Consider the following 21,055-nt stretch of genomic DNA (forward strand, 5'->3'; position numbering starts at 1 on the left):
GTGTGCCCGATAACGTGTGTCATGCCGGCATCGCCATCGCGGCGACGGCCCCTGCCACCTGAAAAGGATCACGCCATGAAAACCTTGATGTTCGCCACCCTCCTCTCGGCGCTCTGCGTCGCCCTGCCCGGCCAGGCCAGCGCAACGCAAGCCGACGCGGCAATTGCCCCGCAGACGCTCGCATCGTCGACGCCCGCACCGGTGTCGCAGCAATCGGCATGGAATGCACCGCAGGCCGCCCCGCTGACGCGCGCGCAGGTCTATCGCGAACTGGTCCACGCCGAGCGCGATGGCCAGCTCGAGCGGCTCAATCGCGAGCTCTATTCGCATTGAGTGGTCCCGCCTCACGTGACCGGGCATGCCGCGCGACGTGCGGCATGCCTGTCTTGACGAAACGGGGCGCGGCACCCCTCCGTCAGCCGCCCGTGTCGAACCGGAAGCCGTATCGCGCCACCGTTTCGATCCGCGCGGAGAACGCATGCGCGACCAGCTTGCGCCGCAACCGTACGACGAGCGCATTGACCGTTTCGGGTTCGATGTCGGCGTCGCCCCACGCATAGCGCAGCACCGCGTCGCGGCCGACCGGCCGCCCCGCTTCCCGCAGCAGGCATTCGACCACGCGAAACTCCCGTGCGCTGAGCGCGAGCCGCCGGCCCCGCTCCTCGAGTGCGCGCGTCGCCGTGTCGAGCCGGATCGAGTCACGCATCGCGATCACGCCCGCACGGCGCCACAGCGCGCGCAACCGCTCGTGCAATTCGACGAACGAGCATGGATGGGCCAGGCATACGTCGCAGCCCGCCTTCAGCATCTGCGCGCGCTGGGCGGACGTGGCGCCGGCAACGATCGCGGCGATCGTCGCGCTGCCGGCCGATGCGGCGAGCAGCGGCAAGCCATCGAGAACCGCCGGCGCGGCCGCGCCATCGGTGGCGACGATCACGATCGCGTCGAACCGGTCCTGCGTCGCCGCGAAACAGCCATCGCGCCATTCGTCGACGCGTTCGACGCCGTGCATGCTTTCCCGAAACGCCTTGTCGAGCCGCGACACGTCCGGATTCGGCGGAGCAATCAGCAGGATGCGCATCGATCGGTCTCCTGCGCGCTCATGCGAGCGAACGCGGCCAGCATTCGACCGTGATCGCCGCGCCGGCCGGCTGCGCATCGCCGATCCGCAGCGCGAAACCATGTACGCGCATCACCGCCGACACGATGCTTAATCCAAGTCCCGAACCGTTCACGTGGCGGGTGCGCTCGCCGCGATAGAAGCGTTCGAGCACCGCATTGCGCTCACCGGGCGGAATGCCGGGCCCGGTGTCCTCGAACCGGACGAGCGGACCATGCGGCGTCGTCTGGAGCACGACGCGCACGCGGCCGCCCGGCGGTGTGAACTTGATCGCGTTGTCCGCGAGATTGCTGAACGCCTCGAACAGCAACGCACGATCGCCATGGATGCCGTCGACCGTGGCCGCCTCGAGCTCGAACGACACGTCGACGGCCTCGGCCAGCGGCTCGTACAGCTCGCACACGTCGCGCAGCAAGACGGCGACGTCGACCGCGGCAAAGCCGCCGCGCCGGCTCAGCGTGCCGATCTCGGAGATGCGCAGCATCGCGCGAAAACGTTCGAGCAGCCGGTCGGTCTCGTCGCGCGCCGAAGCCAGCAGCGCCGCCGACGCGGGATCGTGGGCGCAGACCGGCTGGTCGGCGAGCCGCGCCAGCATCGTATGCACGCGAGCGAGCGGCGTACGCAGGTCGTGCGCGATCCCGTCGCAGGCATGGCGCACCTCGCCCATCAGCCGCTCGACTTCGTCGAGCATGTGGTTCACGAGATGCGCGAGCAGATCGAGTTCGTCGTAGCGGCCGACCGGCAGCCGCTTGCCGAGATCGCCTTCGGCGATCTGCCGCGTGACGCGCCGGATCGCGGCGACGCGGCGCATCTGCCGCATGCCGAGCATGCTGCCGCCCGCGATGCCGGCGATCAGGATCATCACGCCGCCGACCACGAGCCCGCGGATCGCGACGTCGCGGATCTGGATGAAATGCGACAGGTCGCGCGCGACGACCAGCGTCATCCCGTTGTCGCGGCGCACGGCCATCGCGCGCGCGATCGGCGACGATTGGCCGTCGAGCGGCGCAAGCGTGCGGTTCAGCGTCCGGCCGTGGCGATCGGTGCGCAGCGCCGGCGGCGTCGCGATGTCACCGGCCACGCGGCGCCCGCTCGCATCGAACAGCCCGTAGAAATTCGTGTGCATGTGCTCGTGCTCGAGCCGCCGATGGATCGCGAGCGGCAGCTCGGCATCGGGAATCGAATCGAAATAGATCAGTTGCCACGCGAGCACGTCGTCGGTGTCGCGTGTCATCGTATGCGTCGCGGCGACGCTGATCACGCCCGCGAGCAGCAGCAGCGACACCGAGAAGATCGCCGCGTACGCGCACAGCCAGCGAAACGTCGTCGTATGCCAGCGGCGCGTGAAATTCGCCGCGCGAGCTGCGTCCATCCGTGCCTCCGTCAAGCGAGCATGTAGCCCGATCCGCGCACCGTCTGGATCATCGGGTTCGCGCCAGGCGGATCGATCTTCTTGCGCAGCCGGCCCATGTGGACGTCGATCAGGTTGGTGCCGGGATCGAAGTGATAGCCCCACACGGCCTCGAACAGCATCGTGCGCGTGATCGTCTGGCCCGCGTTGCGCATCATGAATTCGAGCACGCGGAACTCGGTCGGCAGCAGCGGAATCTCGTCGGCGCCGCGACGCGCGCAGCGCGAAATGAGGTCGAGCTCGAGCGCGCCGACCTTCAGCAGCGTCTGCTGCGGCACGCCCGAGGCTTGCCGGCGGCGCAGCAGCACTTCGATGCGCGCGCTCAGTTCGCCCGAATCGAACGGCTTCGTCAGGTAATCGTCGCCGCCCGCGCGCAGCCCGCGAATCCGCTCGTCGACGTCGCCGAGCGCGCTCAGCATCAGCACCGGCGTGTCGATGCCGACCGTGCGCATCGCGGTCAGGATCGCGAGGCCGTCCGCGCCCGGCAGCATCCGGTCGAGCGTGATCGCGTCGTACGAGGCACTCATCGCCCGCATCATCCCTTCGCGACCGTTGTCGATCCAGTCGACCTCGAATCCGCGCGCGGTCAGTTCGCCGACGATTTCGTTCGCGGTCACCGCATCGTCCTCGACCGTCAGTACTCGCATGATTGCCCTCGCAATGAACCTCAAGACGGGCGCGCACGACGCGCCCGACGCTATCGTAAGTGCCGCGAGCGCCGTGCGGCGCCAGATGAAAATAGCTTCATCCGGCCGCGCGGCCGCACGCGTGAAACATGTTTCATCCAGGCGTCGCCCGCCCCGCGGCCGGTGCCGCCTACGCTCACGTCATGCGGCATCGGGCCGCGAAACCAGGAGCTACCGGATGAAACCGTCGACCACCCTCGCCTGCATGCTGCTCGCCTGCGCCAGCACCGCCGCGTTCGCGGGGCCGCACCTCACCCCGCAGGAATGCAATGCGTACCCGTTCGTGCACACGGGCCACGACGTCACGCGCGCGGACCTCGTGCGCGAGCTGACCGAGCTCGAACAGGTCGGCTACGACCCCGCCCATGCGAGCCCGTATTACCCGGACGATCTCGACGGCGCGAAGCATCGGCTCGCCGCCGAGTACCGCGCCGACTGCACGCATGCGTTGACCGCCGACGCGGGCACGCCGCACTGACTGTACGGTCCGGCGCGACGCAGCCGGAAAAGCAAAAAGGCGGCACGTGCGTGCCGCCTTTTCTTCATGAACACGCATGGATACGAACCCGATGCGCGACGCTGCCGCTCACCGCGACATCATGTTCATGCTGACGTTGTGCATCACCCACAGCGTGCCGACGATCACGATCGCGGCGGTCAGCACCGTATAGCTGAACGCCATCACGTTCCAGCGCTGGCCCGACGAGCCGTTCATGTGCAGGAAGTACACGAGGTGCACGACGATCTGCACGAACGCGAGCACGGCCAGCCCGATCAGCGACGCATGCGGCGACAGCACACCGCCCATCACCAGGCCGAACGACGCGGCCGTGAGCAGCACCGACAGGATGAAACCGGCGACGTAGCCGCCGACACTGCCGTGCCCTTCTTCGAGTTGAGACGAATGCGAATGGGCCATTTAGATCACGCTCGCGAGATAGACAAAGGAAAACACGCAGATCCACACGATGTCGAGGAAGTGCCAGAACAGGCTCAGGCACGTCAGGCGCCGCAGGTCGCGATCGGTCAGGTCGCCGCCACGGAACACGATCTGCGCGGCCAGCACGAGCATCCACAGCAGGCCGGCCGTCACGTGCAGCCCGTGTGTGCCGACCAGCGTGAAGAACGCCGACAGGAACGCGCTGCGCTGCGGGCCCGCGCCTTCCGCGATCAGGTGCGAGAACTCGCGCAGTTCCATCGCGAGAAACGCCGCGCCGAGCACGAACGTCACCGCGAGCCACGCGAGCAGCGCGCCGCGTTGCTGCTTGTATGCCGCGAGCATCGCGAAACCGTACGTGATGCTCGACAGCAGCAGCGCGGCGGTTTCGACCGCGACGCCCGGAATGTCGAACAGCTCTTTGGCGGTCTGCCCGCCCGCGTACTGGTGACCGAGCACCGCGAACGTCGCGAACAGCGCCGCGAAGATCACGCAGTCGGTCATCAGGTACAGCCAGAACCCGAACACCGAATGCGACGGCGGATGGTCGTCGTGCTCGAGCAGGGTCGCGCTCAAGGTTTTCTGCAACATCAGTTGGCCTCCAGTTCCACGTCGTCGACGCGCGCGGCCGTGCGCTGCGTCGGCTGCTTGTCTTCGGTCTTGCGCACCGTCGACGCAGGGATGTAATAGCCGTCGTTATCGCGCGAGCTGTAGATCACGAGCGTCGCAATGATTCCGATGAGCCCGCCGATCGCCATCCACCAGATGTGCCACACCAGCGCGAAGCCGAGCACCAGGCTGAAGATCGCGATCACGAGGCCCGCGCAGGTATTCGACGGCATGTGGATGTCGCGAATCGCCGCCGGGTTCGGCCGGCCTTCGCCGCGCGCCTTCATGTCCGCGTACGCGTCGAGCGTGCGCACCTGCGGGATCACCGCGAAGTTGTAGTCGGCCGGCGGCGACGACGTCGCCCATTCCAGCGTGCGGCCGCCCCACGGATCGCCCGTGGTGTCGCGGTATTCCGGCAGGTGACGGTTGCGGATGCTGACGACCAGTTGCAGCAGCTGGCATGCGATGCCGATCGCGATCAGCACGGCGCCGAATGCGGCGACCAGCAGCCACGGATGCCAGGCCGGGTTGTCGTAGTGGTTCAGGCGACGCGTCATACCCATGAAGCCGAGCACGTACAGCGGCACGAACGCGACGTAGAAACCGACCTGCCAGAACCAGAACGCGGCCTTGCCGAGCTTCTCGTTCAGCTTGAAGCCGAACGCCTTCGGGAACCAGTAGTTGAAGCCCGCGAGATAGCCGAACAGCACGCCGCCGATGATCACGTTGTGGAAGTGCGCGATCAGGAACAGGCTGTTGTGCAGCACGAAGTCCGCGCCGGGGATCGCCATCATCACGCCGGTCATGCCGCCGAGCGTGAACGTGACCATGAAGCCGATCGTCCACAGCACGGGCGTCGTGAACTCGATCCGGCCGCGGTACATCGTGAACAGCCAGTTGAACACCTTCACGCCGGTCGGAATCGCGATGATCATCGTCATGATCCCGAAGAACGCGTTCACGTTCGCGCCCGAGCCCATCGTGAAGAAGTGATGCAGCCACACGAGGAACGACAGCACCATGATCGCGCAGGTCGCGTACACCATCGTCTTGTAGCCGAACAGCGGCTTCTTCGCGAACGTCGCGATGACTTCCGAGAAGATCCCGAACGCCGGCAGGATCAGGATGTACACCTCCGGATGGCCCCACGCCCAGATCAGGTTCAGGTACAGCATCGCGTTGCCGCCGGCTTCGTTCGTGAAGAAATGCATGCCGAGGTAACGGTCGAGGCCGAGCAGCGCGAGCGTCGCGGTCAGGATCGGGAACGACGCCATGATCAGCACGTTCGTGCAGAGCGCCGTCCACGTGAACACCGGCATCTTCATCAGCGTCATGCCCGGCGCGCGCATCTTGATGATCGTCACGAAGAAGTTCACGCCGGTCAGCAGCGTGCCGACCCCGGAGATCTGCAGCGCCCACAGGTAGTAGTCGACCCCTACCCCCGGACTGAACTGCAGCTCCGACAGCGGCGGGTACGCGAGCCAGCCCGTCTGCGCGAATTCGCCGATCACGAGCGACACGTTGATCAGGATCGCGCTGACCGCCGTCATCCAGAACGACAGCGAGTTGATGAACGGGAACGCGACGTCGCGCGCGCCGATCTGCAGCGGCACGACCAGGTTCATCAGGCCGACCATGAACACCATCGCCATGAAGAAGATCATGATCACGCCGTGTGCCGTGAAGATCTGGTCATAGTGGTGCGGCGGCAGGTAGCCGGGCGCGTTGTACGCGAGCGCGAGCTGCATGCGCATCATGATCGCGTCGGCGAAGCCGCGCAGCAGCATGATCAGCGCGACGATGATGTACATCACGCCGAGTCTCTTGTGGTCGACCGTGGTCAGCCATTCCGTCCACAGCCATTTCCAGCGGCCGGTGATCGTCAGCGCGGCGAGAATGCCCAGCACGACCAGCCCCATGAAGGCGCCGGCCCCCATGATGATGGGCTGATCGAACGGGATCGCCGAAAGTGTGAGTTTGCCGAACATGCGTTACCCCTTCGTGCCGCAGGCGGCGTCCTTCAGGTCGAGGACGTGGCCATCGTTGTATTTCGCGATGATGTTGTGGAAGAGCCGCGGATCGACCGACGAGAAGTAGCGCACCGGCGCCTTCTCGCTCGGCTGCGCGACGCTGCCGTACAAGGTCGCGTCGAGCCGGTCCGGCGACGCCTTCACCTTCTGCACCCACGCATCGAACTGCTCGCGCGGCTCGGCGAGCGTGCGGAACTTCATGTCGGAGAAACCGCGGCCGCTGAAGTTGGCGGACGTGCCCGCGTAGTTGCCGGGCTCGTCGGCGATCAGGTGCAGGCGCGTCTGCATGCCGGCCATCGCGTAGACCTGGCCGCCGAGCTGCGGGATGAAGAACGAGTTCATCACCGAATCCGACGTGATGCGGAAGTTCACCGGCGTGCCGACCGGAATCGCGAGCTGGTTCACCGACGCGATGCCGAGTTCCGGATAGATGAACAGCCACTTCCAGTCGAGCGCGACCACCTCGACGTCGAGCGGCTTCACCGCCGATTCGAGCGGCTTGTACGGATCGAGCTCGTGGGTGGTCTTCCACGTGAGCACGCCGAGGAACAGGATGATCAGCGTCGGTACGGTCCAGATCACGACCTCGATCGCGGTCGAGTGCGACCAGTTCGGCGCATAGGCGGCGTTGCGGTTCGACGCGCGGTAACGCCACGCGAACCATAGCGTGAGCAGAATCACCGGCACGACGACGATCAGCATCGCCCAGGTGGACGTCGCGATCAGCGCCTTTTCGGCCGCACCCACGCTTCCTTTCGGATTTAGTACATCTAAATTACAACCTGACAGGCTCAATGCCGCGCCCATGGACATCAGCGCCGACCAGCCTCTTGAAGCTCTTCTTTTCATCACACAGCCCGAGGGTCATTGAATCCGTTCGCGTACGCCCGATGCGCATTCGATTCACGAAATTGGCCGAATCATACGTCGCGCGAGTGCGATGAAAAACCGGTGCATGCGGCAAATCATCATTGCAAAATCTGCCGTGAGTCACATTGTCGCGGGGCAATTTCACGCAGCCGGAAGCGAGCCCGGCACACGCCGTGCCGGACCGCGATCGATGCGCGCGCAACGATGCGCGCCGCGTGAGGCGGCGCGCTTGCGCGGCTCGACGTGCCGGGATCAGTCGTGCGTCGACGCCATGTACGACGGCAGCGCCGGCGTGGGGCCATCCCCTGCCGGCACCTTCGAATGGCTCGCTTCCTGGATCAGCCTGCCGACGGTCGGATCGATCGCATCGGTGAACGGCTTCGGATCGATGCCGACCGCGAGCACGATCAGCGCGAGCGACGCGAACATCACGATCTCGCGACGGTTCAGGTCGGCGAGCTTCGCGATCCGCTGGCTCGCGACCTTGCCGAACACGACGCGCTTGAGCATCCACAGCGTGTACGACGCGCTGAGGATCAGCGTGAGCGCCGCGATCGCGCCGATCCAGAAGTTGAAGCGGATCGCGCCCATGATCACCATGAACTCGCCGACGAACCCCGACGTGCCCGGCAGGCCGACGTTGGCCATCGCGAACAGCAGCGTGAAGGTCGCGAAACGCGGCATCACGCCCGCCACGCCGCCGTACGCGGCGATCTCGCGCCGCTTGGTGCGATCCACGAGCACGTTCACGCACAACAGCATTGCGCCCGCCACGAAGCCGTACGACACGAGCTGCACGATCGCGCCTTCGACGCCGATCCGATTGAACAGGAACAGGCCGAGCGTGACGATCCCCATGTGCGCGACCGTCGAATACGCGAGCAGCTTGCCGAGGTCGGTCTGCGCGAGCGCGACGAGGCTCGCGTAGACGATCGCGAACAGCGACAGCGCGATCACGGCCGGCGCGAAGAAGTGACTCGCGTCCGGCGTGATCGGCAGCGCGAAGCGCAGGAACCCGTAGCCGCCGAGCTTGAGCATCGCGAGCATCAGCGCGGCGCCCGTCGGGCCGTCCGTGTAGACGTCGCTCAGCCACGTGTGGACCGGCCACATCGGCACCTTGACCGCGAACGCGGCGAAGAAGCCGAGGAACACCAGCAACTGCGGCGCGAAACCGAGCTGCAGCGTGCGCCACACGGCCATGTCGAACGTATGCGACTGCGCGTACAGGTACAGCATCGCCATCAGCAGCAACAGCGAGCCGGCGAACGAGATGAAGAAGAACTTCACGGCCGCATACACGCGTCGCTCGCGCCCCCACGTGCCGATCAGCAGGTACAGCGGAATCAGCGTCGCCTCGAAGAAGATGAAGAACAGCAGCCCGTCCTGCGCGACGAACACGCCGACCATCAGCCCCGACAGGATCAGGAATGACGCGTAGTACTGCGCGACGCGCACCGTGACCGACTCCCACGACGCCACCACCACCACGAGCGTCGTGAATGCGGTCAGCACGACGAGCCAGAGCGACGCGCCGTCGATGCCGACCCGCCACCCGGAATTGAATGCCGCCAGCCAGTCGCGTCTTTCGACGAACTGCATCGCGGCCGAATGCGCATCGAAGCCGGCAACGAGCGGAACCACGGCCGCCAGCCCGGCAATCGCGCCGACCAGCGCGATCAGTCGTATCCGGCGTGCCTGCTGGTCGGAACCGGCGCGCAGCAGGCCCGCGCCGAACAGTATCGGAACCCAGATGGCCAGGCTCAGGAAGGGGAAATCATGCATGTCAACAGGGCCTTGAGGAGGTCGCGCGCTGCATCGGGGACAGGCGCGACGAAAGGAACGAAATCAAATCGACAGGTAGATTTCGTGAATTGCCAATGTTGGCAAAATGTAAAGTGGCATCACCGGAAAACTTGACGCCGCTCAAACGCGATCGGGTTAACCAGCATAAGACGATTGATTATTTTCTGCAGCGCAGCAGAGCATCGATTTTCGGCGGCAGCGTAGTTCACTGATTTGTTTGAGTAATTTTTCGTATTGCTTGATGCCGCGTGCGATGAAAATCGACGCAGCGCCGCATTTTTGATGTCAACCGGTCATTTCGGAGGGCCGGAACAGCATGATCGGTGTTCGGCTGTGTCCCGGTCGCTCAGCGCCTCGCTCCTTACAAATAACCTTTCATTGTTATTTCATTTCGTGCCGCGTGCATTTGAGCGAGGATCGGCCGGGCAAGCACGATCCGGCGCCGGCTCGAAGTCTGGAAGCATGCCGCCGGCATGAACGGGCGGATCGAACAAACCGAAGTGCGCTTCGTCGCCGCTGGCAATCGCAGCCTCGGCTCGATTCACGCGCTTCACGAACGGAAGGCTCTCTATCGTTCGGATACCGAAGCACTGCTGTCGGTTGTCTCTGCGCGCTATCAGGTCATGCAATCAGAGGAGATCGGGAGTGTTATCGAGACCTTGCGGAGATCGGCGGCTTACCGCTTGAGACCGCAGCTGTGCTGCTCAGCAGCCGCATCCGCCGCTTCAGGCGCGTTCCGAAGCATCTCGGATGGGTCTTTTCCCCGGCGTGCCCGGGACGAGCAATCGTCAAGCGCTGCCCTCGCGCGCGACGGCAGCGCGCAATACCAGCGGCGTCAACCGGTACCCACCTACGTCCAGCGCATTCTTGCTGATGGGCCCGCTGAGAACTGAAAAAGAAAAAGCCCCGCAAGTCCGAGAACTTGCGGGGCTTTGTCACCGCTTTTGGCGGAGACGGAGGGATTCGAACCCTCGATCCAGGTTTTGGCCCAGATGCTCCCTTAGCAGGGGAGTGCCTTCGACCTCTCGGCCACGTCTCCCAAACTTTCGCTCGCACCAGGGAGGCAGTGCGACGAGAACGAAATAATATAGGGTTTCGAACCGCCCGTCAATTTCCGTGATGCATTTTCTTCAATGCATCACGAAAAATTCACGATGCCTGGTCGAGTTCGAATGCCTTGTGCAGCGCGCGGACGGCCAGCTCCATGTATTTCTCGTCGATCAGCACCGAAATCTTGATTTCGGACGTCGAGATCATCTGGATGTTGATGCCCTCTTCCGACAACGTGCGGAACATCTTGCTCGCGACGCCCACGTGCGACCGCATGCCGACGCCGACGACCGACACCTTCGACACCTTCGGGTCACCCTGCACGCGCTCGGCGCTCACATGGCCCTGCACCTGGTTGGTGAGGATATCCATCGCCTTCTGGTAGTCGCCGCGACCAACCGTGAACGTGAAGTCGGTTTTGCCTTCGACGCTCTGGTTCTGGATGATCATGTCGACGTCGACGTTCGCATCGGCCACCGGCCCGAGGATCTGATATGCGATGCCCGGCTTGTCGGGCACGCCCATCACAGCAATGCGTGCTTCGTCGCGCTGGAACGCGATGCCGGAAATGACTGCCTTTTCCATGGTCTCGTCTTCTTCAAAAGTAATCAGGGTGCCCGAGCGCATTTCTTCGTCGAGCGCAATCAGCGGATCGGTCAGGCTCGACAGCACACGCGTCTTCACCTGGTATTTGCCGGCGAATTCGACCGAGCGGATCTGCAGGACCTTCGAGCCGAGGCTGGCCATTTCCAGCATCTCCTCGAACGTCACGCGATCGAGGCGGCGCGCCTCTTCGACGACACGCGGATCGGTCGTGTAGACGCCGTCGACGTCGGTATAGATCAGGCACTCTTCGGCACCCAGCGCAGCCGCCACCGCCACCGCCGACGTGTCAGAGCCGCCCCGGCCCAGCGTCGTGATGTGGCCGTCCGGATCAACGCCCTGGAAGCCCGTGATGATCACGACCTTGCCCGCGTTCAGATCGTCCTTCACACGCTCGTCGTCGATCGAGTGAATGCGTGCTTTCGTAAACGCGCTGTCGGTCTTGATCGGCACTTGCCAGCCGGCATAGCTCACGGCCTCGACGCCGATTTCCTGCAGCGCGATCGACAGCAGGCCGACGCTGACCTGCTCGCCGGTCGACGCGATCATGTCGAGCTCACGCGGGCTCGGCTGGCTCGAAATCTCTTTCGCGAGACCGAGCAGACGGTTGGTTTCGCCGGACATCGCCGACGGCACGACCACCATCTGGTGCCCGGCCTGATGCCATTTTGCGACGCGTTTCGCGACGTTCTTGATGCGCTCGACCGAGCCCATCGAAGTGCCGCCGTATTTGTGTACGATGAGTGCCATTGTCGTTCTGAACTGGAGGAGAAACCGCACGGGCGCGCTGGGCAGGCCGCGTAGCCGTTCGGTCACGCGGCTTGTGGCTGTGGACGGACGACGAGGGGGACGGCTGGGACGCAACACGCAAGCGTGACGGATTTTGCCCGGAAGGCCGATCAGGCCGCGCAAACCGGGTACGTCACGCGGAAAACCTGCACAAAACGCTCAAAAATCGAGCCGAGCAAACGACCGAGCGTACCCGATAGAAGCCCGCTTGACAAGCCGCGCGCCGTGTCGGCGGCCGTTCCGGCGCTGTTTACCAAATGGTGAAAACGGGCACGCCATCGCGCCGCCGGCAGGCTGCCCGCCGCTACGCGATCAGCAGGTCGGGACGCCATTCGATCCGGCGCCATGCGGCGGCGCCGGACGTCGCGCCGTCAGGCACGTCGATGTCGCGATTGACGCCCAGCCGCGGCACGTAGATCAGCCGGTCGCCCGCGAACAGCAGCGGCACGTCGCGCTGCCAGGCCGGCACGCCGCGCTCCTGGAACAGGTTCTTCAGCGTCCGGCCCGGCCCGCCCGGCGACGTACGCATCCGTTCGCCGCCCGCCCGGGCGCGCGCAGCCAGCCGCGCACCGCGCAGCAGCGCCTCCGGTACCGCATCGGCGCTCCCCGCGTCGGCCGGCGCGAACACGAACGTGCCGCGCCATCCCGGCAGATGCCACACTTCCTGCCCGTCCCATGCAAGCGCCGCCTCCGGGTGCGGCGTACCGGTGCCGTCGTCGGCCGGTTCGCTGCTGTCGCCCGCTTCCCAGTACACGACATCGCGATAGAGCCTCAGGCACTGCCCCGCGTGATCGACGCGCAGCGCATGCGCGTCGTGCGCGGCACGCAGTTGCCGCATCATGTTGGCGAGCCGCGCAGCCGACGCGCCCGGCAAACCGAGCCGGCGCATCCAGAAGCGCAGCAGATTCGCACCGCGCGTATCGTCGAATCCGATCAGCGCGTCGCGCGACAGCGCCCGCCCGTCGTCGCGCGCGGCGACGGCGAAATCCAGCTCGGCCAGATCGTCGAGCAGCCGCTGCGCGGCGGCCGCATGCTGGGCCGCGCGACCGAGCGCATCGCGAAAACCCGGAAAATGCACGGCCAGCGCCGGCAGCACGTCGAGGCGCAGCGCATTGCGCGCATAGCGCGTATCGCCGTTCGATTCGTCATCGATCCAGGCAAGCGCGTGCTGCTCCGCATAGCGCTCGAGTTGTGCGCGCAACAGCCGCAGCAACGGGCGCACACGCTCGATGCTCACGCCGTCGGGGCGATAACGCGGCGCCATCGCGGCAAGCCCCGCGATTCCCGCCCCGCGCAACAGTTGCAGCAGCACCGTCTCGGCCTGATCGTCCGCATGTTGCGCGAGCCACAGCGTCGCCACGCCGTGGCGTTCACCCATCGCGTCGAGCGCCGCGTAGCGACGCTCGCGCGCGGTCGCCTCGATGCCGAGCCCGCTGTCGCGCGGCACGTCGACGCGCATCGATTCGAATGCGACACCGAGTCGCGCCGCATCCGCTTCGGCATGCGCGACCCAGGCGTCCGCGTTCGCGCTCAGGCCGTGATGCACGTGCAGCGCGACGCAGCGCGAGGCGCCCGCGACGCGCACGGCCGCGTCGAGCAGCACGGTCGAATCGAGGCCGCCGCTGTAGGCGATCGCGATGCGCGCATCAGGCGGCAGGCTGGAAAGCGCAACGCCGACCGCGTCGAGTACGGCGCGGTCGGCGGAGAATTCGGTGGGCGGGATCACGAGCGGGACACGCGCGCAACGGCGCGCGAATTGAATACGCAGCCGGTCATGCGCCCGGCGTGGTTTCCTTGAACTTGCCGTAGGCCATCAGGCGCTCGAAGCGACGCTCGCGCAGCGCGTCGATGCTCATGCCCTGGAACTGGCGCAGCGAATCGGCCAGCGCACGGCGCAGCAGCGCGGCCATGCCCTTCGGATCGCGATGCGCGCCGCCGAGCGGCTCGTTGATGATCTTGTCGATCAGGCCAAGCGCCTTCAGGCGGTGCGCGGTCAGGCCGAGCGCTTCCGCGGCTTCCGGCGCCTTCGCGGCGCTCTTCCACAGGATCGACGCACAGCCTTCCGGCGAGATCACCGAGTAGGTCGAGAACTGCAGCATCATCACGGTGTCGGCCACCGCGATCGCCAGCGCACCGCCCGAGCCGCCCTCGCCGATCACCGTCGTGATGATTGGCGTCTTCAGCTCGGCCATCACGTACAGGTTGCGGCCGATCGCCTCCGACTGGCCGCGCTCTTCCGCGCCGATACCCGGGTACGCACCCGGCGTGTCGACGAACGTGAAGATCGGCAGCCCGAACTTCTCGGCCAGACGCATCAGCCGTTCGGCCTTGCGATAGCCTTCCGGGCGCGGCATCCCGAAGTTGCGCGCGGCGCGCTCCTTCGTGTCGCGGCCCTTCTGATGACCGATCACCATGCACGGATGGCCGCCGAAGCGCGCGAGACCGCCGACGATCGACAGGTCGTCCGCGAACGCGCGGTCGCCATGCAGCTCGTGAAAATCGGTAAACAGTTCCGCAACGTAATCGAGCGTGTACGGACGCTGCGGATGCCGCGCGATCTGCGAAACCTGCCATGGCGACAGGTTCGCGTAGAGGTCTTTCGTCAGTTGCTGGCTTTTCTTCGACAGCCGCTCGATTTCTTCCGAAATATCGACAGCCGAGTCGTCCTGCACGAATCGCAGCTCTTCGATCTTGGCCTCGAGTTCGGCGATCGGCTGTTCGAAATCCAGAAACGTGGTCTTCATGTGTTCGAATCCTTGGGTCTTGCGGCAGCGCGTATTCTACCCGCGCGGGCGACGCTCAAAACCGGCTCTCAACTATTGATGTTTAAAACCCGATAGCCGACACTCAGGCGTCGGCGTCGGGCGCATCGAGGCTGCGCCACATGTACCAGGTCGCGACGGTGCGCCACGGCTCCCAGTTGGCCGCAACCTCGCGCGCCTCGCTGCGCGTGACGGGTTCCCCGCTGAAGTAGTTGACGCTGATCGCACGGATCAGGCCCGGGTCGTCGAGCGGCAGCACGTCCGGCCGCGACAGGTTGAAGATCAGGAACATCTCGGCCGTCCAGCGGCTGATGCCGCGGATCTGCGTGAGTTCCGCGATCACGTCCTCGTCGTCCATCGACATCCATTTGTCGACGTGCAGCGCCCCCGACACGAAATGCTGCGCGAGATCGAGGATGTATTCCGTCTTGCGCTTCGACAACCCGCACGCGATCAGCTTGTCCGCGCCGAGCCGGATCACCGGCTGCGGTGCGAGTTTCGGACAGGCGTCCTCGATGCGCGCCCACAGCGACTGCGCGGACGGCACCGAAATCTGCTGGCCGACGACCGAGCGCGCGAGCGTGACGAACGGGTCGCCGCGCTTCACGAGATGCGCGGGACCGAACTTCGGAATCAGTTTCTTCAGGATCCGGTCGCGCTTGACGAGGTCCGCGCATGCCTTGTCCCAATAGGCAGGACGCACGACGACCTCCTCGCCGTCCGCTTCGGACGCACGTGTCTTGCGGGCCGCGTCGGCGGCCGGCAGCGCGGCCGCCGGCTGCGCATGACCGTTCAGCGCGCCGTTCGGCACGGCGCGCGTCGCGTCCGACTTCGCCGCCGGTACACGCTTGGCTGCCGGACGCGCGGCGACCGGGGTCGCGCGCCTGACCGGCGCTTTTCTGGCCGTTGCCATCTTGCCTCCTACCTGACGGATCGGTCAGTGGAACGCACCGCGCTCATACGCGACGCCATTCGGTCGATCCGCCCGGTTTGTCTTCAAGTGCGATACCGGCTTCGAGCAATTCCGCCCGGATCCGGTCCGCTTCGGCATAGTCCTTCGCTTGCTTCGCCGCGACGCGCGCGGCGATCTTCGCTTCGATCTCGTCGGCCGCGAGCCCGCCCGCCTGCGCGGCGCCCGACGCCTGCTGCAGGAACGCGCGCGGTTCGCGGCCCAGCAGGCCCAGCAGGCCCGCCAGCTGTTTCAGTTGCCGCGCGAGCGACGCGTCGCGCGTGCGATTGACTTCGCCCGCCAGCTCGAACAGCGTCGCCACCGCGACCGGCGTGTTGAAATCGTCGTTCATCGCGGCCGCGAAACGCTGCGCGTGCGGCTCGTTCCAGTCGAGCGCGAGCGTATCGGCGTCGACGTCCTTCAGCGCCGTGTACAGACGCGTGAGCGACGCGCGCGCATCGTCGAGATGCACGTCGCTGTAATTGAGCGGCGAACGATAGTGCGTGCGCACGATGAAGAAGCGCATGACTTCCGCGTCGTAACGCTCGAGCACCTCGCGGATCGTGAAGAAGTTGCCGAGCGATTTCGACATCTTCTCGTTGTCGACCTGCACGAAGCCGTTGTGCATCCAGTAATTGACGAACGTCTCGCCGGTCGCGCCCTCGCTCTGCGCGATCTCGTTCTCGTGGTGCGGGAATTGCAGATCCTGCCCGCCGCCGTGGATGTCGAAATGATTGCCGAGCAGCGAGCAGCCCATCGCCGAGCACTCGATGTGCCAGCCCGGGCGACCCATCCCGTACTTCGACGCCCACGACGCGCCTTCCGGATCTTCCGGCTTCGCACGCTTCCACAGCACGAAATCGAGCGGATCTTCCTTCGCGTCGTTCGCGGCGACGCGCTCGCCCGCGCGCAGATCGTCGAGCGACTTGCCCGACAGCTTCCCGTAGTTCGTGAACTTGCGCACCGAGTAATTGACGTCGCCGTCGCTCGCCTGGTACGCGTAGCCGTTCGTCTCGAGCGTCTCGATCATGCCGAGCATCTGCGGGATGAACTGCGTCGCGCGCGGCTCGATGTCGGGCCGCTGGATGCCCAGCGCGCTTTCGTCCTCGTGCATCGCGCCGATGAAGCGGTCGGTCAGCGACTTGATCGTCTCGCCGTTCTCGACCGCGCGGCGGATGATCTTGTCGTCGATGTCGGTGATGTTGCGCACATACGTGACCCGATAGCCGATCGCACGCAACCAGCGCTGGACGAGGTCGAACACGACCAGCATGCGCGCGTGGCCCACGTGACAATAGTCGTAGACGGTGATCCCGCATACGTACATCCGCACTTCGCCGGACTGGCGCGGCACGAAAACTTGCTTGTCACGCGCGAGCGTGTTGTAGATGCGCAGTGATTCCATAGAGATGAACCGTGAGCCGAAGGAAACCGCCCTGGCGAAGCTCGCCCAGCATGTGAAACGGACGGACCATCTGCTGCGGCGCCAGGCCGCGCGTCCTCGATATCACATGGGGCGGTCAGGCTGCAAGCACAGCGGTGACGGCCACGAGAGGCTAAGAAAGACTGTCTGCCGCTCGCCGGAACGCGCAGACGTTTTGTTAGAATGGCTCGGAGTATAACATTCCGATTTACGCCTATGAAACCTCATCGCGGCCGCGCGCCGAGCGCTGCGACCCTCGTTGCGACCACCGTCATGGGCGTCGCGCTGACGCTTTTCGCGGCTCCCGCGGCGCATGCGCAGAAGGCCCCGGCGGTCGCCGACGGCACCCCCGAAATCGACGCGTCGATCGCCGGCAAGCAGTGGAAGCAGGCGCTCGCGCAGCTCGACGCGCGCATCGCGTCGAATCCGCACGACGTGCAGGCGCAGTTCAAGCGCGGCACCGTGCTGGCCCGCCTGAACCGCGACGACGACGCGATCCAGCAGTTCGTCGCGATCACGCAGGCGTACCCCGAACTGCCCGAGCCGTACAACAACCTCGCGGCGCTCTACGCGAAGCACGGCCGCTATGACGAAGCGCGCACCGCGCTCGTCACCGCGACGCAATCGAACCCGAGCTACTCGCTCGCGTACGAGAACCTCGGCGACCTCTACCTGCGGCTCGCTTCCGAATCGTACAAGCGCGCGCAATCGCTCGGCCGCACGAGCGGCGCGACCGCGCAGCGCCTCGCCGATCTCCAGAAGATCGTGTCGGCGCCGAAAGCCGCGCCGAACGCCCGCGCGACGACGCCGGCCACGCGCGCCTACACCGACCGCGCCGCCGCGAACGTGAGCACCACCACGCTGCCGATGTCGCCGACGTTCCAGTTCAACGGTCCGTCGGGCGCACTGGCGGCACCGTACGTCGCGCCGTCGCAATAAGCGGCGCGCCCTTCCTTCCCTCCCAACCTGAGGATCGCAATGAAACGTCTGTTGCTGGCGCTTGGCGGCGCCGCCCTTCTCGCGACCGCGCCCGCGTTCGCGCAAACGGCCACCGCGCACCCCGTCGTGCAGCTGAAGACCTCGCAGGGCGACATCCGCGTCGAGCTCTATCCGGAGAAGGCGCCGAAATCCGTCGCCAACTTCCTCGATTACGTGAAGGCCGGCCAGTACAACGGCACGATCTTCCATCGCGTGATCAAGGGCTTCATGATCCAGGGCGGCGGCTACAAGACCAACTTCGAGGAAAAGCCGACCCGCGCGCCGATCCCGCTGGAAAGCCGCAATGGTCTGAAGAACCTGACCGGCACGATCGCGATGGCGCGCACGAGCGATCCGAATTCGGCCACCGCGCAGTTCTTCATCAATACGGTCGACAACAGCGGCCTCGACTATCCGAACCCGGACGGCAACGGCTACGCGGTGTTCGGCAAGGTCGTGTCGGGCCTCGACGTCGTGAAGAAGATCGAAGGCGTGGCGACGACCTCGCGCGGCCCGATGCAGGACGTGCCGGCGCAACCGGTCGTGATCGAATCGGCGAGCATCGTCTCGAAGTAAGCACCTGCCGGCACGTCCGGCGCCACACGCGGCCGCGTCGCACGACCGGCCGCGTGCCATTTAAACCGCCTCACCGAAGGAATTCATCATGGTTGAACTGCATACGAACCACGGCGTGATCAAGCTCGAACTCGACGCCGCGAAGGCACCGAAGACGGTCGAAAACTTCCTGAACTACGTGAAGAAAGGCCATTACGACGGCACCGTGTTCCACCGCGTGATCAACGGCTTCATGATCCAGGGCGGCGGCTTCGAGCCGGGCCTGAAGCAGAAGCCGACCGACGCGCCGATCGACAACGAGGCGAACAACGGCCTGAAGAACGACAACTACACGATCGCGATGGCGCGCACGAACGATCCGCACTCGGCGACCGCCCAGTTCTTCATCAACGTGAACGACAACGACTTCCTGAACCACTCGTCGCCGACGCCGCAGGGCTGGGGTTACGCGGTGTTCGGCAAGGTCGTCGAGGGCCAGGACGTGGTCGACAAGATCAAGGGCGTCAAGACGGGCAACGCGGGCTTCCATCAGGACGTGCCGACCGACGACGTCGTGATCGAAAAGGCCGTGGTGGTCTGACGCACCAGCCGTCACGGAGGCACTTCGATGTTGCAGGAGAGTCCGCCGCGAAGCGTCTCCGCGGGCGTGCCGGGCGAGCGCGAGTACGCGCAAGCCGCACGCCCGTTCCTGTTTCTCTCCGATCTGCACCTGAGCGAAGCGATTCCGAAGACGGTCGCCGCGTTCGAGCATTTCGTGAAATACACCGCCGACAGCGCCGATTCGGTGTTCATCCTCGGCGACCTGTTCGAATACTGGATCGGCGACGACATCCTCGACGACGATCCGTTCGCCGCGCGCATGGCCGCGCTGATGCACACGTTCTCGGAGCGCGGCATCGCGCTCTACGTGATGCACGGCAACCGCGATTTCCTGCTCGGCCGGCGCTTCATGAAGGCGGCCGGTGCGATGCTGCTGCCCGACCCCTCGCTGATCATGGCGTTCGGCCAGCGCATCGTGCTCGCGCACGGCGACGCGCAATGCACGGCCGATCGCGGCTATCAGTTGTTCCGGCGCGTCGCGCGCAACCGCGTCGCGCAATGGCTGTTTCTCGCATGGCCGTTCCGCTGGCGCCGCGCGCTCGCGCAGCGCATGCGCTCGAACAGCGAAGCCGGCCGCATGCGCCCCGTGTCAGCGATCTACGACGTCACGCGGGAAGGCGTGGCCGCGCTGTTCCGGAAAAGTCGCGCAAGCGTGATCATTCACGGCCACACCCACCGCCCCGCGCGCCACGCGGAACCGGGCGGAATCCGCTGGGTACTGCCCGACTGGGATCTCGATCACGGCACGCCGCGCGGCGGCTATCTGCGCGTCGACGCGGAAGGCATCCACGCGATGCCGCTCGACTGACGCCACCGCTGCCGCTGTCGTCGCATCGACCGGCAGCCGTGGGCGCCCTGCTCGTTCGTTACATCTGGCGTTCGACCGTCTTGCCTTCCAGCACCGCGGACAGCCTGCGCAGGTCGAGGCGCGCCGCATCGGCGCCCTGCAGCGTTTCCAGATGCGTGCCGAGCCGTTCGAGCGCCGCGACGATCTCGTCGACGCGACGGCTTTCCTTCGCCGCGTGATCGATCAGCCCGTGAATCGCAAGCGACATCGGATCGTCGGCGTTCGGCGTGATCCCGTACGCGCAGAATGCCGCGCGCTCGGCTTGCGGCTTCGGCTGCGCCGGCATCACGATGCGCGCCGGGTTGCCGACCGCCGTGCCGCCGGGCGGCACCGGCTTGACGACCACCGCGTTCGAGCCGATCTTCGCGCCCGCGCCCACCGTGAAACCGCCGAGCACCTTCGCGCCAGCGCCGACGATCACGCCGGCCTCGAGCGTCGGATGGCGCTTCGCGCCGCGCGTGAGCGACGTGCCGCCCAGCGTCACGCCCTGATAGATCGTGCAGTCGTCGCCGATGATCGCCGTCTCGCCGATCACGACACCCATGCCGTGATCGATGAACACGCGCCGGCCGATCGTCGCGCCGGGGTGGATCTCGATCCCGGTCAGGAACCGGCCGGCCTGCGACGCGAACCGCGCGAGCCAGTAGCGCTTCGCGCGCCAGCAGGCGTGCGCGAAACGGTGCAGCACGAGCGCATGCAGCCCCGGATAACAGGTCAGCACTTCCCACGCACTGCGAGCGGCGGGATCCCGCTCGCGAATCGTTGCAACGTCTTCGCGCAGTCTCGTGAACATGATGTGATCTGGGAAAAGGCCGGCGCGCATCGCCGGCAATGCCGGCCGTTATCGCGCCGGGTAATTTGCTTATGACGTCCGGCGATTGTAGGGCCAGTCGCGCGCCGCCGCACGCGGTCGCGCGTTCACCCCGCCACCGGCGCGGGTATTCGGCCGGGACGGATTTCCGGGGAGGCCCGTCGGGCGAAACTGCAGGGTTCGTCGCTTCCGGCGGATCAC

General features: G+C 65.8%; 20 protein-coding genes, 1 tRNA gene and 1 pseudogene. 7 read left to right on the forward strand and 15 right to left on the reverse strand.

Translation table 11 applies throughout. The features are described 5' to 3' along the window. Positions 1-75 precede the first annotated feature (75 nt). On the forward strand, positions 76-333 hold the full coding sequence (locus KU887_RS11035) for a DUF4148 domain-containing protein (protein WP_006498655.1): 258 nt from the start codon (positions 76-78) through the stop codon (positions 331-333). An 82-nt stretch (positions 334-415) separates the two neighbouring features. Here KU887_RS11035 and KU887_RS11040 read toward each other — a convergent pair whose 3' ends face one another. The 3 genes from KU887_RS11040 to KU887_RS11050 are packed head-to-tail and all read right to left on the reverse strand — an operon-like array spanning position 416 to position 3,178. Then, positions 416-1,081, reverse strand: a complete 666-nt coding sequence (locus KU887_RS11040) for a response regulator transcription factor (protein WP_006483996.1) — start codon at positions 1,079-1,081, stop codon at positions 416-418. Positions 1,082-1,100: 19 nt separating this feature from the next. Then, positions 1,101-2,492 carry a HAMP domain-containing sensor histidine kinase gene (locus KU887_RS11045; RefSeq protein WP_006498654.1) on the reverse strand — a complete coding sequence of 464 codons (1,392 nt, stop codon included), beginning with the start codon at positions 2,490-2,492 and terminating at the stop codon, positions 1,101-1,103. Positions 2,493-2,503: 11 nt separating this feature from the next. Next, positions 2,504-3,178 (reverse strand): response regulator transcription factor, encoded by a 675-nt coding sequence (locus tag KU887_RS11050; RefSeq protein WP_006483985.1) that lies wholly within the window; start codon positions 3,176-3,178, stop codon positions 2,504-2,506. A gap of 217 nt (positions 3,179-3,395) precedes the next feature. Between KU887_RS11050 and KU887_RS11055 the strand changes: the two genes are divergently transcribed. After that, complete coding sequence (locus KU887_RS11055) at positions 3,396-3,695, forward strand: DUF4148 domain-containing protein (RefSeq protein WP_012492696.1); 300 nt, start codon at positions 3,396-3,398, stop codon at positions 3,693-3,695. A gap of 108 nt (positions 3,696-3,803) precedes the next feature. Here KU887_RS11055 and cyoD read toward each other — a convergent pair whose 3' ends face one another. The 5 genes from cyoD to KU887_RS11080 form a co-directional block, all read right to left on the reverse strand. Continuing rightward, positions 3,804-4,136: a cytochrome o ubiquinol oxidase subunit IV gene (gene cyoD, locus KU887_RS11060; RefSeq protein ID WP_006478441.1), complete on the reverse strand. Its 333-nt coding sequence runs from the start codon at positions 4,134-4,136 to the stop codon at positions 3,804-3,806. Then, entirely contained in the window at positions 4,137-4,745 is a 609-nt protein-coding gene (gene cyoC, locus KU887_RS11065; protein ID WP_006483998.1) for a cytochrome o ubiquinol oxidase subunit III, read from the reverse strand. It abuts the gene before it with no gap. Further along, a complete protein-coding gene (gene cyoB, locus KU887_RS11070) occupies positions 4,745-6,751 on the reverse strand; it encodes a cytochrome o ubiquinol oxidase subunit I (protein ID WP_006498653.1) in 2,007 nt (668 codons plus the stop codon). The genes cyoC and cyoB overlap by 1 nt, the downstream gene beginning before the upstream one ends. Positions 6,752-6,754: 3 nt before the next feature. After that, complete coding sequence (gene cyoA, locus KU887_RS11075; RefSeq protein ID WP_012492697.1) at positions 6,755-7,642, reverse strand: ubiquinol oxidase subunit II; 888 nt, start codon at positions 7,640-7,642, stop codon at positions 6,755-6,757. 273 nt (positions 7,643-7,915) lie between these two features. Next, positions 7,916-9,445 (reverse strand): NuoM family protein, encoded by a 1,530-nt coding sequence (locus KU887_RS11080; protein WP_077020259.1) that lies wholly within the window; start codon positions 9,443-9,445, stop codon positions 7,916-7,918. Positions 9,446-9,909: 464 nt separating this feature from the next. Here KU887_RS11080 and KU887_RS11085 point away from each other — a divergent pair. Next, positions 9,910-10,181, forward strand: a pseudogene (locus tag KU887_RS11085) (DUF932 domain-containing protein); the annotation flags it as partial. 230 nt (positions 10,182-10,411) lie between these two features. Here KU887_RS11085 and KU887_RS11090 read toward each other — a convergent pair. From KU887_RS11090 to cysS, 6 genes are all read right to left on the reverse strand, one after another. After that, a tRNA-Ser gene (locus KU887_RS11090) sits at positions 10,412-10,505 on the reverse strand. Between the two features lie 110 nt (positions 10,506-10,615). After that, complete coding sequence (locus KU887_RS11095) at positions 10,616-11,869, reverse strand: aspartate kinase (protein ID WP_012492698.1); 1,254 nt, start codon at positions 11,867-11,869, stop codon at positions 10,616-10,618. Positions 11,870-12,212: 343 nt separating this feature from the next. Next, positions 12,213-13,634 (reverse strand): tRNA lysidine(34) synthetase TilS, encoded by a 1,422-nt coding sequence (gene tilS / locus KU887_RS11100; RefSeq protein WP_048984785.1) that lies wholly within the window; start codon positions 13,632-13,634, stop codon positions 12,213-12,215. 46 nt (positions 13,635-13,680) lie between these two features. After that, on the reverse strand, positions 13,681-14,652 hold the full coding sequence (locus tag KU887_RS11105) for an acetyl-CoA carboxylase carboxyltransferase subunit alpha (RefSeq protein ID WP_006478433.1): 972 nt from the start codon (positions 14,650-14,652) through the stop codon (positions 13,681-13,683). 103 nt (positions 14,653-14,755) lie between these two features. Then, entirely contained in the window at positions 14,756-15,583 is an 828-nt protein-coding gene (locus tag KU887_RS11110) for a DNA-3-methyladenine glycosylase (protein WP_006484005.1), read from the reverse strand. Between the two features lie 43 nt (positions 15,584-15,626). Continuing rightward, complete coding sequence (cysS, locus tag KU887_RS11115) at positions 15,627-17,024, reverse strand: cysteine--tRNA ligase (protein WP_006484007.1); 1,398 nt, start codon at positions 17,022-17,024, stop codon at positions 15,627-15,629. A gap of 234 nt (positions 17,025-17,258) precedes the next feature. On the opposite strand from cysS, the gene KU887_RS11120 reads away from it, so the two are divergent. From KU887_RS11120 to KU887_RS11135, 4 genes are all read left to right on the forward strand, one after another. Continuing rightward, positions 17,259-17,981, forward strand: coding sequence for a tetratricopeptide repeat protein (locus tag KU887_RS11120; RefSeq protein ID WP_258250059.1), 723 nt, complete (start codon positions 17,259-17,261; stop codon positions 17,979-17,981). A gap of 39 nt (positions 17,982-18,020) precedes the next feature. Then, a complete protein-coding gene (locus KU887_RS11125) occupies positions 18,021-18,596 on the forward strand; it encodes a peptidylprolyl isomerase (protein WP_006484003.1) in 576 nt (191 codons plus the stop codon). Between the two features lie 88 nt (positions 18,597-18,684). Continuing rightward, the gene (locus KU887_RS11130) at positions 18,685-19,176 is read left to right on the forward strand and encodes a peptidylprolyl isomerase (protein ID WP_006483987.1); all 492 of its coding nucleotides are present in this window, start codon (positions 18,685-18,687) and stop codon (positions 19,174-19,176) included. 27 nt (positions 19,177-19,203) lie between these two features. Further along, positions 19,204-20,004 carry a UDP-2,3-diacylglucosamine diphosphatase gene (locus KU887_RS11135; protein ID WP_006483982.1) on the forward strand — a complete coding sequence of 267 codons (801 nt, stop codon included), beginning with the start codon at positions 19,204-19,206 and terminating at the stop codon, positions 20,002-20,004. A gap of 58 nt (positions 20,005-20,062) precedes the next feature. Here KU887_RS11135 and cysE read toward each other — a convergent pair whose 3' ends face one another. Further along, a complete protein-coding gene (gene cysE, locus KU887_RS11140) occupies positions 20,063-20,836 on the reverse strand; it encodes a serine O-acetyltransferase (protein ID WP_249201156.1) in 774 nt (257 codons plus the stop codon). Positions 20,837-21,055 lie beyond the last annotated feature (219 nt).

Source organism: Burkholderia sp. EMB26, from assembly GCF_024730645.1.
GTDB classification, from domain to species: Bacteria; Pseudomonadota; Gammaproteobacteria; order Burkholderiales; family Burkholderiaceae; genus Burkholderia; species Burkholderia cenocepacia.